Annotated in this window: 16 protein-coding genes; 12 read left to right on the top strand and 4 right to left on the bottom strand. The window is 66.2% G+C overall.

Annotated features, from left to right (window positions below):
• Position 1 precedes the first annotated feature (1 nt).
• The 4 genes from LQF09_RS08200 to LQF09_RS08185 form a co-directional block, all read right to left on the bottom strand.
• The gene (locus LQF09_RS08200; protein WP_270069630.1) at positions 2–1,297 is read right to left on the bottom strand and encodes a tyrosine-type recombinase/integrase; all 1,296 of its coding nucleotides are present in this window, start codon (positions 1,295–1,297) and stop codon (positions 2–4) included.
• 149 nt (positions 1,298–1,446) lie between these two features.
• Positions 1,447–1,770, bottom strand: coding sequence for a flagellar hook-basal body complex protein FliE (fliE, locus tag LQF09_RS08195; protein ID WP_002924091.1), 324 nt, complete (start codon positions 1,768–1,770; stop codon positions 1,447–1,449).
• 153 nt (positions 1,771–1,923) lie between these two features.
• Positions 1,924–3,381 (bottom strand): sigma-54-dependent transcriptional regulator, encoded by a 1,458-nt coding sequence (locus tag LQF09_RS08190; RefSeq protein WP_270069629.1) that lies wholly within the window; start codon positions 3,379–3,381, stop codon positions 1,924–1,926.
• Positions 3,378–4,541, bottom strand: a complete 1,164-nt coding sequence (locus LQF09_RS08185) for a sensor histidine kinase (RefSeq protein ID WP_002924087.1) — start codon at positions 4,539–4,541, stop codon at positions 3,378–3,380. Before LQF09_RS08185 ends, LQF09_RS08190 begins: the two co-directional genes overlap by 4 nt.
• Before the next feature lie 218 nt (positions 4,542–4,759).
• Between LQF09_RS08185 and fliF the strand changes: the two genes are divergently transcribed.
• From fliF to fliQ, 12 genes are all read left to right on the top strand, one after another.
• Positions 4,760–6,454: a flagellar basal-body MS-ring/collar protein FliF gene (gene fliF / locus LQF09_RS08180; protein WP_002924086.1), complete on the top strand. Its 1,695-nt coding sequence runs from the start codon at positions 4,760–4,762 to the stop codon at positions 6,452–6,454.
• Positions 6,451–7,452 (top strand): flagellar motor switch protein FliG, encoded by a 1,002-nt coding sequence (fliG, locus tag LQF09_RS08175; protein WP_002924085.1) that lies wholly within the window; start codon positions 6,451–6,453, stop codon positions 7,450–7,452. Before fliF ends, fliG begins: the two co-directional genes overlap by 4 nt.
• A gap of 33 nt (positions 7,453–7,485) precedes the next feature.
• Entirely contained in the window at positions 7,486–8,400 is a 915-nt protein-coding gene (locus tag LQF09_RS08170; RefSeq protein ID WP_270069628.1) for a flagellar assembly protein FliH, read from the top strand.
• Positions 8,397–9,791 carry a flagellar protein export ATPase FliI gene (gene fliI / locus LQF09_RS08165; RefSeq protein ID WP_002924080.1) on the top strand — a complete coding sequence of 465 codons (1,395 nt, stop codon included), beginning with the start codon at positions 8,397–8,399 and terminating at the stop codon, positions 9,789–9,791. Before LQF09_RS08170 ends, fliI begins: the two co-directional genes overlap by 4 nt.
• Positions 9,792–9,901: 110 nt before the next feature.
• Positions 9,902–10,363, top strand: coding sequence for a flagellar export protein FliJ (gene fliJ, locus LQF09_RS08160; RefSeq protein WP_002924072.1), 462 nt, complete (start codon positions 9,902–9,904; stop codon positions 10,361–10,363).
• 85 nt (positions 10,364–10,448) lie between these two features.
• Entirely contained in the window at positions 10,449–11,696 is a 1,248-nt protein-coding gene (locus LQF09_RS08155; protein ID WP_270069627.1) for a flagellar hook-length control protein FliK, read from the top strand.
• Positions 11,697–11,789: 93 nt separating this feature from the next.
• Positions 11,790–12,374 carry a flagellar basal body-associated FliL family protein gene (locus LQF09_RS08150; RefSeq protein ID WP_002924063.1) on the top strand — a complete coding sequence of 195 codons (585 nt, stop codon included), beginning with the start codon at positions 11,790–11,792 and terminating at the stop codon, positions 12,372–12,374.
• Positions 12,375–12,385: 11 nt separating this feature from the next.
• Complete coding sequence (gene fliM, locus LQF09_RS08145) at positions 12,386–13,396, top strand: flagellar motor switch protein FliM (protein ID WP_002924061.1); 1,011 nt, start codon at positions 12,386–12,388, stop codon at positions 13,394–13,396.
• Positions 13,389–13,868 (top strand): flagellar motor switch protein FliN, encoded by a 480-nt coding sequence (gene fliN, locus LQF09_RS08140; RefSeq protein WP_002944001.1) that lies wholly within the window; start codon positions 13,389–13,391, stop codon positions 13,866–13,868. The genes fliM and fliN overlap by 8 nt, the downstream gene beginning before the upstream one ends.
• Positions 13,869–13,875: 7 nt before the next feature.
• A complete protein-coding gene (fliO, locus tag LQF09_RS08135; protein ID WP_270069626.1) occupies positions 13,876–14,322 on the top strand; it encodes a flagellar biosynthetic protein FliO in 447 nt (148 codons plus the stop codon).
• Entirely contained in the window at positions 14,312–15,085 is a 774-nt protein-coding gene (gene fliP, locus LQF09_RS08130) for a flagellar type III secretion system pore protein FliP (RefSeq protein WP_002924056.1), read from the top strand. Before fliO ends, fliP begins: the two co-directional genes overlap by 11 nt.
• Positions 15,086–15,108: 23 nt before the next feature.
• On the top strand, positions 15,109–15,378 hold the full coding sequence (gene fliQ, locus LQF09_RS08125) for a flagellar biosynthesis protein FliQ (RefSeq protein ID WP_002924051.1): 270 nt from the start codon (positions 15,109–15,111) through the stop codon (positions 15,376–15,378).
• Positions 15,379–15,409: the final 31 nt, after the last annotated feature.

Below are 15,409 nucleotides of genomic sequence, written 5' to 3'. Positions count from 1 at the left end.
TTCACGTCGCGTTGCAAGACCGGGCGGCAGCCACCTTTTCGTCACACAGATCCGCCCAGTCCTGCCACAAGACCCGCAACTCGTCGCCGAACCGAGCCCGGTTGTAGGCGGCCCGCACACGATCCGCTTCCTTGTGAGCAAGTGCCACCTCGATCACGTCCGGCCGGTACTTGCCCGACTCGGTTGCCCATGTGGAAGCCATGGCGCGCAGGCCATGCACTTCCATTACATCGGCGAACCCCCAGCGCTTGCGCCAGTTGGTCAGGGTCATTCGATGCATCGGCTGCGACGGATGCCGGCGGTTTGGAAATACTGTGCCGTCAGCCTTCGACCCCAACTCACGAAGCAGCGTGACGGCCTGCCGGCTCAGGAAGACGCGATGCGCCTCCCTGCCCTTCATGCCCTCAGCCGGAATGACCCACGTCCCGGCTTGCAGGTCAAACTCCTCCCAACGCGCGCCGGTGACCTCGGACGTACGAAACCAGGTCAGTACCAGCAGTCGCAGCGCCGCCTTGGTCGTCGGATCGGTCTCAGGCGCATCGTCGAGGGTCTTCAGAAACTCACCCAGGCGATTGAGCGGCAGCGCCTTGCGCGGCACCTCCGACCGCTTCGTCGCATTCACCAGCGCGCGAGCGCGCGGTGTCGGGTTCGCATCAACCAGTTCCGCATCTTCGGCGTATTCGAAGATCTGCTGGATGTAACCGCGACAGTGGCGCGCGGTCACTGGCGCAAGCTGGTCAAGCTCGGTGAGCATTGAATGCAGTTCTTTCCGTGTGATGGCGCTGATGGACTTTGCGCCGATCGTCGGCATGACGTGCTTGTCGATCATGGCGCGGCGGTGCTCCACGGTCCTCGGAGCAAGGTTCGCGGCGGTGGCCTGTTGCCACTTCTCGGCGATTGCTCGAAAGGTGTGCTCGTCGAAAGCTTGGGCTTCTGCCGCCCGCCGCTTGGCTTCCTGCTCCGCGTAGCTCAGTGGGTGAATGCCGCGCGCCACGAGCCAGCGCGCCGCACGATGGGCGATGCGGGCATGCTCAAGAGAGACATCGGAATAGGCGCCGACCGTGAGGATCTGCTCCTTGCCACCAAGGCGGTAGCGGTAGCGGTAGCGCCAGACCTTTGCACCGCTCGGCGGGATATGGAGAGTGAGCCCCCCACCATCGGCGAACTTGGTGGGTGCCGCGCCCGGCTTCGTGGCGCGCACCTTTGCGGCGCTCAAGGCGCGGGTGAAGTCGTCCGACGTCAGCCGGTTCTCTTCGGACAGGTCGAGCAGGATGGCCAGCGGAGTGTGTGCGGACATGGCGGAATCTCTTCCGTTCTTTACCCACACGAGGACCGGAATGCAATGGACGAACAAAAACGCCCCTGGAAAGACCCAAGGGCGTAATTCTTTATTTTTCAGTTAATTACCGCGAAACACCAGACATCCATGGACCTCTCTGGATGTCCTCAGACCGGCATGTTCATGATGTCCTGGTAAGCCGTGACCAAGCGGTTGCGCACCTGCACCATCTGCTGGAAGGACAGACTCGCCTTCTGCAGGTTGACCATGACGTCCTGGAGATTGACGTTCGGGTCGCCGGCTGAGAAGTTCTGCGCCATTGCCCTGGCCTCGCCCTGGGCCGCACTGACGTCCTTGAGCGCGTTTCCCAGCACGTCGGCAAAGTTCACGCCACCGGCCGGCGCATCGGCGGGCGATACGGCCTTGCCTTGTGCAGCCTGCGACACCGAGCGCAGCTCGCTCAGCATCTGGTCGATTCCACGGGTATCCATGTGCGTTCCCCAGCCTCAGGGTGTTCGGTGACGTCAGTGTAGCAGAGCAAACGGCATGCCACCGGCTACGATGGCAGCGGCGACGGAGTCGCCTCGGCTCGCTTCAGGCCCTGCAAGCCCCTTGGTCATCCTGTCGACACCCGACAATCAGGCTCAGCAGTCATACCCTTCGGTACGGTACTGCTGCAGCTTGTAGCGCAGGGTGCGCTCCGAAATGCCAAGCTTTTCAACGGTCTTCTTGCGCGAGCCACCCAATTCGCGCAAGGTCGAGAGGATATGTTCGCGCTCCAGATCCTTCATGTTGGCAGGACGCTGGGGCCCGGCCCCGGAGGCCGCAGAAGCAGGAAGCAGGCCAGCATCTGCAGCCGCCGGCGCGGCCTGCAAGGGCGCCTGGGCCGGCGGCGTCGGGAAGATGGGCGCAATTGCCGACATCGAAGCGGCAGATATTGCCGACACAGCGGCAACATCTGCCGCTCCCGGGTTCCAGTGCGGCAGGCATAGCCTCACCGTTTCCGCGCTCACCTCATCCCCTGTGGTAAGGATGAGCACGCGGTGCATCGTATTCTCGAGCTCGCGGACATTACCGGGCCAGCCGTATCGCGGCAGCAAGGCCTCGGCCTCGGGCGAGAACCGCACCAGGCGCTTCAGACGGGCCGCATGGCGTGCAAGGAAGTGGCGTGCGAGCGGAACGATGTCGCCCGGGCGCTCGCGCAGCGCAGGAATCGCAATCGGGAATACGTTGAGACGGTAATAGAGGTCTTCGCGGAAACGCCCGGCAGCGACCTCCGCAGGCATGTTGCGGTTGCTGGTGGCCAGCACGCGGATGTCGAGTTCCACCGGTTTCTTGCCGCCCACGCGCTCGACCTCGCGCTCCTGCAGCACGCGCAACAGCTTGGCCTGCAAGCCCAGAGGCATCTCGGAGATCTCATCGAGCAGGATGGTGCCACCCTGTGCCTGCTCGAACTTGCCCGGCTGGGCGGACTGCGCACCGGTGAACGCGCCCTTCTCGTAGCCGAACAGCGTCGCCTCCAGCAGGTTCTCGGGAATGGCCGCGCAGTTGATGGCGATGAAGGCCTTGCCGGCGCGCGGCGAATGCTCATGGATGTAGCGCGCAAACACCTCCTTGCCGGTCCCCGATTCGCCCGAGAGCATGACCGTAGCGTCGGTCTCGGCGACACGCGCGGCGAGCGCGAGCAGGTTGCGCGTGTGCGGATCCTCGGCGACGGTATCCTCCGCATCGGGCTGCACGGCGGCATAGCGGCGCACGTTCTCGAGCAGCACCTCGGGCTCGAAAGGCTTCATGAGGAAATCGCAGGCGCCGCCGCGCATCGCAGCTACCGCTTTGTCCACGTCGCCGTAGGCGGTCATCAGCAGCACTGGCAGTTGCGGCCAGCGCGCGCGGATCTCATGCAGGAGCTGCAGGCCGTCCATGGGCTGCATGCGCAGATCGGTGACCACGAGGTTGAAATGCCCCTCTTCCAGTGCGGCCAGAGCAGCGGGCCCACCGTCGGCGCCGACGACGCCGTGGTGGGCCATCTCCAGGGTGAAACAGACCGCATCGCGCAGCGCAGCGTCGTCCTCGACGACAAGGATGTTCAGGGTGTCGATCATGTGGGTTCGTCCCCATTCGAAGCGGAGGCCGTGACCAGTGGCACGGTCAGCGTGAATTCGGCGCCCTGCCCAGGACTGGACCGCAGCGTGATGTCGCCGCCATGGGCGCGCGCAACACCGCGCGCGATCGCCAGCCCAAGGCCCGTGCCCTCGGCGCGTGTCGTGAAGAAGGGCTCGAAGAGACGCTCCTGGAGTTCGGGTGCGACGCCTGCGCCGCCGTCACGTACGGTGAAGCGCACTGCGGCGCAGCCGATGCCGGACTCTGCCGCATCGACCTCGACCGCAGCGAAAGCAAGCTGCCCCCCCTGCGGGCAAGCCTGGATGCCATTTTCCAGCAGATTGGTGAGCGCCCCACCCAAGGCCTTGCGGTCGCCCAGGACACGGGCCTGAGGGCAGGCACACGCGCTTTCGAAGCGAAGCTGGCGTGCGCGCGCCAGCGGTTCGAGCGTATGCGTGAGCTCGGTCACCAGTTCGCACACTTCGAAGCGGTGGCGCCCCGTGCTGTCGCCACGGGCGAACAGCAGCATGTCGCGAATCAGGCGCTCAAGGTAACGCAGGCGCTCGAGCGCGCGATCCGCCACATTGATGCGCTGCACCGGATCGAGCTCGGTCTGGCGCAGATTACCCGTGTAGAGCAAGGCGGCGGCCAGCGGTGTGCGCAGTTGGTGCGCCAGGCCGGCGACCATCTCGCCCATCGCCGCGAGACGTTCGTTACGCTCGGCGGTCAGGCGCATGCGGAAGGTATCGGTGATGTCATGTAGCAACACGATGCGCTCCTCGCCCGATTCCAGCTCGGCCTCGGTCATCGCGACGCGGCGCGCTTCGGCTCCGGGGTCGATGCGCGCCCCGCGCAGCAGGTACTCGCCGGGCGTCTCGGTTTCCTCCAGCGCTCGCAAGGCCTCATCCCGCCCACTACCGGCAAGATCACGACCAAACAGCTCACCAGCCGCACGGTTGGCCTGAACGATACGCCCCATCCGATCGAGCACGAGAACGCCCGCTGGCAGCGCCCCCATCAATACGGAGAGGCGCTCCGTGAGCTGCCCCACCTGCTCCTGCAGCGCCGCATAGGCCGAGGACAGCTCCTCCGATGCGCGACTGAAGAGCGCGAAGGCTTCGGCAAGCTGGGCGGCGTCGAGTGCAGGTGCAGGCGCCGCCATGCCGCCTGCCGGCGCAGTACTTGCAGCGGCGTCGGATGGTGCGATCTGGGCAGGAGTGTGCGCGGAATCCGTTTTCACGAGATGCACTGTAGCGGGGAAGAGCGCTATCTTAGCCGGCAAACAGGCGGCAAAAAATGCCGCTTATCGAATCACGGGACTTGCAGCGGCAGGCGGACAATGCCGCCATCGGAAGAAGCGCACGCGACAGGACAGCCACCATGGCCGCAGCAGACAATACCGCAGAGCTCCCACCAGGCACCGCACCCGCAGCAGCGGATTCCCGGCTGCAGCAGGCAATGCAGAACATCAACGCGCTGTCGCAACGGCAGAAGCTGGCCGCCGCCGCTGCGATCGCGCTTGCAATCGCGCTCGTGGTGGGCGTGCTGCTATGGAACCGGGCGCCCGACTACGCCGTACTTTTCTCCAACCTCGATGAGCGCGACGGCGGCCAGATCATCACCGCCCTGCAGCAGCAGAACGTGCCCTACCGCATGTCTGCCAACGGCAGCGCGATCCTCGTTCCGCAGGCGCAGGTTCACGAGACACGGCTGCGCCTGGCAGCCGAAGGCTTGCCCAAGGGCGGGCTGGCAGGCTTCGAACTGATGGACGGGCAGAAGCTGGGCATCTCGCAGTTCAATGAGCAGGTCAATTTCCAGCGCGCGCTCGAAGGCGAGTTGTCGCGCACCGTGCAGTCGATCGATGCGGTCGCGGGTGCCCGGGTCCACCTGGCAATGCCCAAGCAGACCTCCTTCCTGCGCGACGAACAGCGCCCGACCGCCTCGGTGATGGTCAACATGCGTCCGGGCCGGGTTCTGAGCCAGAACCAGGTCGCCGGCATCGTGCATCTGGTGTCGTCGAGCGTGCCGCGCATGACCGCCGATGGCGTCAAGATCATCGACCAGAATGGCAGCCTGCTCACCGAGCAGGCCGATCCGCTCATGAATGCCGGGCTCAATGCGCGCCAGCTCGAATACGTGCGGGCGATGGAGAAGGCCTTCATCGAGCGCATCGAGAACATCCTGATTCCCATGGTAGGCAAGGACAACTTCCGCGCCCAGGTCGCCGCCGACGTCGACTTCAACCAGGTCGAACAGACTGCAGAGACCTTCAAGCCCAACCCCTCCCCCGACCAGGCCATCCGCAGCCAGCAGACGAGCGAGTCGATCAACCCGCTGCAGGGGCCGCAAGGCGTGCCCGGCGCGCTCACCAACCAGCCCCCGGTGCCGGCCACGGCGCCCCTCACCGCCCCGCCGGTCGCGGGTGGCCCGGGCGGCATCGGCGCGGCAAACGTCAGCAGCAACCGCAGCGCGGTGCTCAACTACGAACTCGACCGCAACATCCAGCACATCAGGCAGGCGGTAGGACAGGTCAAACGCCTGTCGGTGGCCGTCGTCGTCAACAACCGCAACGTCCCGGGCACAGACGGTACGCCGACGAGCGTCCCGCTCACCGATGAAGAGATCGCCCGCATCACCAACCTGGTGCGCGAGGCGGTCGGCTACAACGCCGATCGCGGCGACAGCATCAACGTGGCCAACAGCCCCTTCGCCGACGATGGGGCCGAGCCCGCCCTGCCGCTGTGGAAGGATCCGGAGATCATCGAGCTCGGCAAGGAAGGCCTGAACTGGCTGCTCGTGCTGCTGGTGGTGCTGCTCGCCTACTTCGGCGTGATCCGCCCCCTGCTGCGCACCGTGCTGCCGCCACCGCCCGCACCCGAGTCCGCCGCAGGCGAGGAAGGAGAGGCGGCCCTCGGCGAGGACGAGGAAGGCGTGCGGGTCACGCTGTCGGGCGAAGCCGAAGAGACCTTCGAGGAGCGTCTCGAGCGCATCCGCCAGCTCGCCCGCGACGACCCGAAGACCATGGCCAATCTGCTCAAGAGCTGGATGGGCACGAATGAGGAGGCGCGCAAGTGACCACGCCTGAAGAAGGCCTAGAGAAGGCCGCCATGCTGCTGCTCACCCTCGGCCCTGATGCAGCCGCAGAAGTGCTGCGCCAGCTCGGCCCGCGCGAGGTGCAGAAGCTCAGCCTGAAGATGGCCGAAATGCCCGGCCACACACGCGAACGCGTGCTCCCCCTGCTCGACGAGGTCGACGCGCACTTCGGCAAGGGCGCGATGATCCAGCCCGACGAAGCCCAGTTGCGCGAGATGCTTACCAAGGCGCTCGGCGACGAACGCGCCGGACATCTCCTCGCACGCATGATGAGCGGCTCGGACACGGCGGGCATCGAAAGCCTGAAATGGATGGACGCAGCGACAGCCGCCGACCTGATCAAGAACGAGCACCCGCAGATCATCGCCACCATCCTCGTTCACCTGGAGTATGACCAGGCGGGTGAGATCCTCAAGCACTTCAACGACCGCCTGCGCAACGACGTTGTGCTGCGCATCGCCACCCTCGACGGTGTGCAGCCCTCGGCGCTCAAGGAGCTCAACGATGCGCTGACGCGAATGCTTTCGGGCGCGTCCAGCGTCAAGAAGGCGGCAATGGGCGGCATACGCCATGCGGCCGAGATCCTCAACTTCGTCGGATCGACGCACGAGACGGCGGTCATCGACAACGTCCGCGAATACGACCCGGACCTGGCACAGAAGATTCTCGACGAGATGTTCGTATTCGAGAACCTGCTCGACATCGACGACCGCGGCATCCAGACCCTGCTGCGCGAAGTCCAGTCCGACTCGCTCATCATCGCGCTCAAGGGGGCACAGCCTGACCTGCGCGAAAAGGTCTTCAAGAACATGTCGAGCCGAGCGGCCGAGATGCTGCGCGAAGACCTCGAAACCCGCGGCCCGGTGCGCTTGTCCGAGGTCGAGGCCGAGCAGAAGGAGATCCTCAAGATCGTCCGCCGCCTGGCCGAGGAAGGCCAGATCATGCTCGGCGGCAAGGGCGGAGACGATGGCTTCGTTTGATCCGCGCACGAGCGCTGAGCCCCGGGAAGCGGCATGAGCATCTCCCGCCACCAGGCCGTTGGCGCCTACAGGCGCTGGACGCCCGCCGACTTCGACGCCAAGGCCGATGGCGCCAGGGGCGATGACGCCGAGGCGCAGGCCGCCAACGCACTCGACGCCCCTGCGCCCCCGCCGCCTCCCCCGTCGCCGGCCGCCGCACCAGAAGTGCCGCAACTGCCGCCGGACTTCCGCCTGCCCACGGCGGAGGAAATCGAGCGCATGCACGAGGAAGTACGCCGGGCCGGCTTCGAGGAGGGCCGGCGAGAAGGCTTGGCCGAAGGCCTGGAGGCCGGACGCAGGCAGGGCTACGAGGAAGGCCACGCACTGGCAGCGGCGGAAGCGGCCCGGGTCGCACAGCTGGTGGCCGCGCTCGAGGACGCCATGCAGACCCTCGATGCCGAGGTCGCCGAAGAGGTCATGGCGCTCGCCATCGAAATGGCGCGGCGTATCGTCCGGGTCACCCTCGAACACCACCCCGAAAGCATACTCGACACCGTCCGCGAAGCCTTGCTCCAACTGCCCCAGGGACATGCGCAGATCCATCTCCACCCCGAGGACCTGGATCTCGTGCGCAGGAATGCAGGCGACCAGTTCGCGCACGGCGGCCACCGCCTGCATGAGGACCTGCGCCTTCAGCGCGGAGAATGTCGTGTCGAAGGCCAGGGCACGCTGGTGGACGCAACCCTGCAGACACGCTGGCGGCGTGTGCTCGAGTCGATAGGCCACGAGAAAGCGGCGTGGGCAACGACAGACACCGCCGGGCTGGCAGCAGACGACGCGGACGGGGCACCGCAGCCCCCCCTTCAGCCGGAGCCCGACGACGGCAACTCGACCGCCCTTCCCCCGCCGGATGACGAAGACGGGGTGCAACGACCGCGCGCAACTGGCACGGAGTCACCCGGCGCATGAACCCGCACACAGCCCTGTGGCGCAGCTTCCTCGCCGACGGTCGTCGCCTGGTGGAAGACTGCAGCCCGCTCGAGACATCCGGCCGTCTCACGCGCATCAACGGCCTGGTCATGGAGGCCGCCGGCATCAAGCTGCCGCTGGGCGCCGGTTGCCGCATCCTGGTACCGGGAGGCGGTTCGGTCGACGCAGAGGTCGTGGGGTTCAACGGCGACAAGTTGTACATGATGCCGACCGACGACGTCTTCGGTCTCGCTCCGGGGGCGAGGGTACTGCCGATCGAGGTCGGCGTACCGCGCCTCGTGCCCGGGCGGCGCATCGGGCCGCGCCGGCGCGCCGCCGACCGCGCCAAGCACCTGCCAGTCGGCGACGCGTTGCTCGGCCGGGTAGTGGACGGCGCCGGCCGCCCGCTCGACGGCCGCGGCCCACTCGGCACCCAGGAGACGCGCTCGCTGCAAGGCCGCGCCATCAACCCGCTGTCGCGGGCACCGATCACCCAGCCGCTCGACGTCGGCATCCGCGCCATCAATGCGCTGCTGACCGTCGGGCGCGGACAACGCCTGGGCCTGTTCGCCGGCTCCGGCGTCGGCAAATCGGTCCTGATCGGGATGATGGCGCGCTACACCGAAGCGGACGTGATCGTCGTCGGGCTGATCGGCGAACGGGGCCGCGAAGTGAAGGAGTTCATTGACCAGAGCCTTGGCGCCGAAGGCCTCGCGCGCTCCGTAGTGGTTGCGGCACCAGCCGACACCAGCCCGCTGATGCGTCTGCAGGGCGCCGCCTATGCAACGACCGTGGCCGAGCACTTTCGCGACCGTGGCAAGCAGGTGCTGCTGATCATGGACTCGCTGACCCGCTACGCGATGGCCCAGCGCGAGATCGCGCTGGCGATCGGCGAGCCCCCGGTGACGCGCGGCTATCCTCCCAGTGTGTTCGCCAAGCTGCCCGCGCTGGTCGAGCGCGCGGGCAACGGCCCCGAAGGCGGCGGTTCGATCACCGCGTTCTACACCGTACTTGCCGAGGGTGACGACCAGCAAGACCCGATCGCCGACTCGGCCAGGGCAATCCTCGACGGGCACTTCGTGCTCTCGCGCAACCTCGCCGACCAAGGCCATTACCCTGCCATCGACATCGAGCAGTCGATCTCACGCGCGATGCACAACCTTGTTGGCGACGATCACTTCGCCGTGGTACGTCAGTTCAAGCAGCTGTTCTCGCGCTACCAGCGCTCACGCGACCTCATTGCCGTAGGCGCCTACCAGGCCGGCGGAGACGCGGTGCTCGACGCCGCAGTGCGCCTGTACCCCAAGCTGGAAGCCTTCCTGCAGCAGGGCATCAACGAGCGCGAAACACATGACGGCGCGCTCCAGAAACTGGCTGGAGTATTCGGCTGAGGCCGGCCGGCCGCGCCACACCCGACGATACGCGGCAGCGCCGGTTCGGTAACCAGGCAATGACGATATACAATCGGGATTCCCGACCGCAGCCCACCGACCGGCAACCGATGACTTCGCGTTTCCATCTCCAGCCCTTGCTTGACCTTGCCGCCACCCGGACAGACGAAGCCGCCCGCAAGCTGGGCGAACTCGTCGCCGCAGAACGCGACCAGGCCCAGAAGCTCGAGATGCTCGAGGCCTACCGTGCGGAATACAACGAGCGTTTCATGCAGGCCGCGCGCGACGGCATGAGCCCCGACGCCTGGCGCAACTTCAGTGCCTTCATGGGCAAGCTCGACGAGGCCATCACGGCCCAGCGCAAGCTCGTCGAGCAATCGCAGGTGCGCACGGCACAGGGCCAGCAGAGCTGGATCGCCCAGCATTCGCGTCTGAAGGCCTTCGACACACTCTCGCAACGGCATCAGTCCGCACTGAACCGGGCCGAGGCCAGGCGAGAGCAAAAGCAGGCCGACGAGCATGCTGCGCGCAGGTACCACAGCGACGGCAACGACGATGACGAGCTGGCATAAAGCCGCTCACCCTTGATGGCATAAGCCTTGCTTCAGGCTGTTCAGCGGATCCTTCGATCACCGCCTGCCAGTAAGGGACCATGATATGTCTGCACTGCCTTCCGCATACGCCCCCGCGCGCACCCAGACCTCGGCCGTGAGCCTGCTCACCGGCCAGTCCGAAACCGCCTCGACCTCTGCCCGCAGCGCGCGCAGCGACAACCGTGGCGGTGTCCGCGCAGACGTCTTCTCCCAGACCCTGCAAAGCCGCATGCCCGAGCGCCCCCGCAACGATGGCCCGCGCACGCCCGACAGCCCCGGCCCGGAGCGCAAGACCACAAGCCCCAGCCGGGAGGCCTCCGCACGCGAGCGCCCAGCCTCCTCCACCGGCGAGCGCCAGGCTGACTCAACCCAGCCGGCAGATGCGCGGCCTGCAACACAGTCAGCAAACAGTGCCGGCAGTACCGAAGCGGCACGCGAGCAGACAGGCTCGCAGCCCGAATCTCAGCAGGCCGAGTCCGGCAGCAACGCCGATACGTCCGTACCGGCCTCGCTTGCCGGGTTGCCGGCAGCCATTGCCGCCCTGCTCGCCGGACAGCGGGACAACAAGGTCGTGGAAGACGGCACGGACAGCCTGCTCGCGAACGCCAACGGCGGCAAGAAATCACCGCATAATGCGTCCGCGCTGGCAGGGCTGGGCAAGAATGCCGCCGAGGCCCAGACCACCCCCGAGCTCCAGGCCAAGGCAGTCGTGACGAATGCCGTGTCGGCGACCATGGCCGCGCTGCGCACGGCGGACGCAAATCCGGCCCTGGCCAGGGACGGCGCCGACGCCCACACCCAGCTGCAGGGCAGCGCCATGCACCTGCACGCATCAACGCAGGTGCTGCGTCCAACCCAGGGCATGCAGGCTGCCACGCAGCTGCACGTCCCCACCCCGGTGGGCCAGCAGGCCTGGGCCGAGGACGTCGGCAACCAGGTGCGCTGGATGCTCGGCCGCGCCGAGAGCAAGGCGGAACTCGTGCTGACACCGCCGAACCTGGGCAAGCTCGAGGTGTCGATCAGCCTCAACGGCGACCTGACGACTGCGCAGTTTGTCGCCTCGAGCCAGGCAGCACGCGACGCACTCGAGCGTGCCATGCCGCAACTGCGCGAAATCCTCGAGCAGGCTGGCATCATGCTGGGCAATGCGGACGTCAGCACCTCCGGCCAGCAGGGCGGAGACGGCGAGACTGCGGGCCGCGAGCAGGGTCGTGGAGCTGGCGAGGGCGAAGGCCTCGCCGCGGGCACAACGCCAGGCGGCAGCAGCGCCTGGGTGAAAGAGCAGACGGGGATGGTGGACACCTTCGCCTGAAGCGCGCGAATTGGGGCTGCTCTGCCCCACTTATCGGCGCTTTGGCTTGCGTGCCCCTCCCTGATAATTTGATTCGTATACAAGGAGAAAGGCATGGCGAAGGCACCGGCAAAGACGGACGATGGCGATGAGGTCCCCAAGAAGAAGGGCAAACTCGGGCTGATCATCGTCATCTTGCTGCTCGTGGTACTCATCCTCATCGCGCTCGGCGTCGGTGCCTTGGTGCTGCTCAAGGGCGGCAAGGACAAGGGCGCAGACGAGGCCGCAGCGGCTCCGACTGCCGCCCCGCAAGCGCAGGCGCAGTTGCAGACTGCGGGCACGGTCGACCTTACCAAGCCGCCGACCTTCGTCCCGCTCGACGCCTTCACCGTCAACCTGCGCCGGGACGAGGGCGATCACTACCTCCAGGTCGTGGCCGTGATGCGCATTGCCGATGCCACCATGGAGGCCACGCTCAAGGCCTTCATGCCGGAGATCCGCCACCGCATCAACCTGCTGCTGTCTTCCAAGCTGCCTTCGGAGGTCGCCACCGTCGAAGGGCGTGAATCGCTGTCGCTGGAGATCACCCAGCAGGTCAACGAGGCGCTGGGTTTCCAGCCGGTACGCGACGCCAGCGGACGCCCCATCCCCAATGGCCCCGTCCAGGCGGTGCTCTTCACCTCCTTCATCATCCAGTAGGACGCTGAACCATGTCCTCGGACTTTCTCTCCCAGGAAGAAGTTGATGCCCTGCTGCGGGGCGTCACCGGGGAGTCGGACGAGCAGCCTCAGGACGAGAGCGACACCAAGGGCACCCGGCCCTACAACATGGCGACGCAGGAGCGCATCGTGCGTGGGCGCATGCCCACGCTCGAGCTCATCAACGAGCGCTTCGCACGCTATCTGCGCATCGGCCTGTTCAACTACATGCACCGCAACGTCGAGGTTTCGGTCGGCCCGATCAAGGTACAGAAGTACGCCGAGTTCATCCGCAACCTGGTCGTCCCCACCAACCTCAACCTGGTGACGGCCCGCCCGCTGCGCGGCACGGGCTTGATGATCTTCGACCCGAACCTTGTCTTCCTGGTGGTGGACAACATGTTCGGCGGCGACGGGCGCTTCCACACCCGCGTCGAGGGGCGCGACTTCACCCCGACCGAGCAGCGCATCATCCAGGGCATGCTCAATGTGGTGTTCACCGAATATGCCCGCGCCTGGGCGCCGGTATTCAAGTTCAATCTGGAATACGTGCGCTCGGAGATGAACTCGCAGTTCGCCAACATCGCCACCCCATCGGAGGTGGTGGTCGCGACCAGTTTCACGATCGAGCTCGGCGGCTCACCAGCAGAAATGCACATCTGCTTCCCCTACTCCATGCTCGAGCCGATTCGCGATCTGCTCTACTCGACCATGCAGAGCGACCAGCTGACGTCGGACCGCCGATGGATCAAGCTGCTGACACGTCAGCTGCAGACCGTCGACGTGGCCCTGACCTGCAATTTCGGTACCGCCGGCCTGAGGCTGCGCGACATCGTCGAGATGCGGGTCGGCGATGTCATCCCGCTCAACGTCCCTGCCGAGCTGGTCACCGAAGTGGACGGCGTGCCCGTCTTCAAGTGCCACCACGGCACCAAGAACGGACGCTACGCGGTCAAGCTCACGCAGTTTGTCCGTGCAGACGAAGGCGACATCCCCAGCCAACCCGGAGAACAAGATGGCTGATGACAATTCGAATGACACGCCGATCAGCGAGGACGACTGGGCGGCAGCAATGATGGAACAGGCGTCCGCCGAATCGGGCGGAGACGGCGAGGCAGAGCGTGTCGCGGCCGAACTCGCGGCGGCGGCGATGGACAGCTCGCCCTACCAGGCCAAGCCGGCAAGCCAGCTGTTCGAGGAGTTCGGTGGCAGCGGCGACAAGCAGAACTCGCTCAACGACTTCGACATGATCCTGGACATCCCGGTGCAGATCACCGTGGAGCTGGGACGCACGAAGCTGTCGATCCGCAACCTGCTGCAACTGGCCCACGGCTCGGTGGTCGAGCTCGACGGCCTGGCCGGCGAGCCGATGGACGTCCTCGTCAACGGCACCCTGATCGCGCAGGGTGAAGTCGTCGTCGTAAACGACAAGTTCGGTATTCGCCTGACCGACATCATCACGCCTGCCGAACGCATGCGGAAGATCCGCAACTGAGCACCCGATGCCTGCCCGACACCCCACCTTGCGCGCTCGACATGCTGTGATGGCCCTGCTCGCTGCGAGCCCGGGCGCGACGCTCGCGCAGGGCGCACCCGTGCCCGAACTGGGCGCCAGCCTGGTGCAGATGGCACTTGGCCTGGCTGCGGTGATCGCCGTCCTGCTCGCCAGCCTGTGGGCGATCCGCCGCCTGGGCGCACCGCGTGGCAGCGCCGCCGCGATGAAGGTGCTGGGCGCCGCTGCCGTCGGCCCGCGCGAGCGCGTGGTCCTGGTCGAACTCGGCGAGCAGGTGCTGGTGCTCGGCGTCGCGCCCGGCTCGGTGACCAAGCTTCATGAACTCAAGCGCAGCGAACTGCCGCAGGGACAGGATGCGTCCGGACAGGCAACACCGCCCGGGCGCAGCTTCGCCAGCTGGCTCAAGCAGGCATCGGAGCACCGCAATGCGAGCTGAACCAGGCCGCAAGCCTTGCCCGGCGGTCGGCCGCCAGCTGATCCTGGGCTGCCTGCTCGCAGGGCTGCCGCTGCTGGCCACCGCCCAGGCCTTGCCCGCGCTGACAACCACCGATGCCCCTGGCGGCGGCACCACCTACAGCCTCACCATCCAGACGCTGTTGCTGATGACGCTGCTGAGCTTCATCCCGGCAATGGTGCTGATGATGACCAGCTTCACCCGCATCATCATCGTGTTCTCGCTGCTGCGTCAGGCCATGGGCACGCAGACCGCGCCGCCAAACCAGGTGCTGCTCGGGCTGGCGCTGTTCCTGACCTTCTTCATCATGTCCCCGGTTGCCGAGCGCGTCTACACCGATGCCTACCTGCCCATGTCGGAGGGTGTCATCCAGTTTGACGAGGCACTCGAGCGCGCCTCCGTACCGGTCAAGGCCTTCATGCTCAAGCAGGTGCGTGAGCCGGATCTCGACCTGTTCGCCAGGCTTGCCGAAGTTCCGGCGGTGGACAAGGCGGAGGACCTGCCGATGCGCGTGGTGATCCCGGCCTTCGTGACCTCCGAGCTCAAGACCGCCTTTCAGATCGGCTTCATCATCTTCATCCCCTTCATCATCATCGACATGGTGGTCGCCTCGGTGCTGATGTCCATGGGCATGATGATGATGTCGCCGGTGATCGTCTCGCTGCCGTTCAAGATCATGCTTTTCGTACTCGTCGACGGCTGGACACTGCTCATTGGCTCTCTGGTACAGAGCTTTGCCGTCTGACGGCTGCCCTCAGGAGAATCACCATGACCCCCACCGCCGTCATCGAACTCGGGCGCCAGGCCGTCGAAGTCACCCTCATGGTGTCGGCACCGCTTTTCATCGCCGCGCTTGCAACCGGTCTGATCATCAGCATCTTCCAGGCAGCGACCCAGATCAACGAGATGACGCTCTCCTTCGTGCCCAAGCTGGTTGCGATCTTCGTCACCCTCGTGCTTGCCGGCCCGTGGATGATCACCCTGCTGACCGACTTCATGCGCCGGCTGATCAGTTCGATCCCGGTGATGATCGGCTAGCGCCCGCGCGCCGCGCCGACCGCCCCCGCAC

It is taken from the genome of Thauera sp. WB-2 (assembly GCF_027594845.1).
Classification (GTDB): Bacteria; Pseudomonadota; Gammaproteobacteria; order Burkholderiales; family Rhodocyclaceae; genus Thauera; species Thauera mechernichensis.
Note: the sequence above shows the minus strand (reverse complement) of the source record. Positions and strands in the feature narration are given on the sequence as shown.

Coding starts and splice junctions, on each gene's coding strand:
- LQF09_RS08200 (WP_270069630.1), bottom strand. CDS start 1,297: ATGTCCGCACACACTCCGCTGGCCATCCTGCTCGACCTGTCCGAAGAG.
- fliE (WP_002924091.1), bottom strand. CDS start 1,770: ATGGATACCCGTGGAATCGACCAGATGCTGAGCGAGCTGCGCTCGGTG.
- LQF09_RS08190 (WP_270069629.1), bottom strand. CDS start 3,381: ATGATCGACACCCTGAACATCCTTGTCGTCGAGGACGACGCTGCGCTG.
- LQF09_RS08185 (WP_002924087.1), bottom strand. CDS start 4,541: ATGGCGGCGCCTGCACCTGCACTCGACGCCGCCCAGCTTGCCGAAGCC.
- fliF (WP_002924086.1), top strand. CDS start 4,760: ATGGCCGCAGCAGACAATACCGCAGAGCTCCCACCAGGCACCGCACCC.
- LQF09_RS08170 (WP_270069628.1), top strand. CDS start 7,486: ATGAGCATCTCCCGCCACCAGGCCGTTGGCGCCTACAGGCGCTGGACG.
- fliI (WP_002924080.1), top strand. CDS start 8,397: ATGAACCCGCACACAGCCCTGTGGCGCAGCTTCCTCGCCGACGGTCGT.
- fliJ (WP_002924072.1), top strand. CDS start 9,902: ATGACTTCGCGTTTCCATCTCCAGCCCTTGCTTGACCTTGCCGCCACC.
- LQF09_RS08155 (WP_270069627.1), top strand. CDS start 10,449: ATGTCTGCACTGCCTTCCGCATACGCCCCCGCGCGCACCCAGACCTCG.
- LQF09_RS08150 (WP_002924063.1), top strand. CDS start 11,790: ATGGCGAAGGCACCGGCAAAGACGGACGATGGCGATGAGGTCCCCAAG.
- fliM (WP_002924061.1), top strand. CDS start 12,386: ATGTCCTCGGACTTTCTCTCCCAGGAAGAAGTTGATGCCCTGCTGCGG.
- fliN (WP_002944001.1), top strand. CDS start 13,389: ATGGCTGATGACAATTCGAATGACACGCCGATCAGCGAGGACGACTGG.
- fliO (WP_270069626.1), top strand. CDS start 13,876: ATGCCTGCCCGACACCCCACCTTGCGCGCTCGACATGCTGTGATGGCC.
- fliP (WP_002924056.1), top strand. CDS start 14,312: ATGCGAGCTGAACCAGGCCGCAAGCCTTGCCCGGCGGTCGGCCGCCAG.
- fliQ (WP_002924051.1), top strand. CDS start 15,109: ATGACCCCCACCGCCGTCATCGAACTCGGGCGCCAGGCCGTCGAAGTC.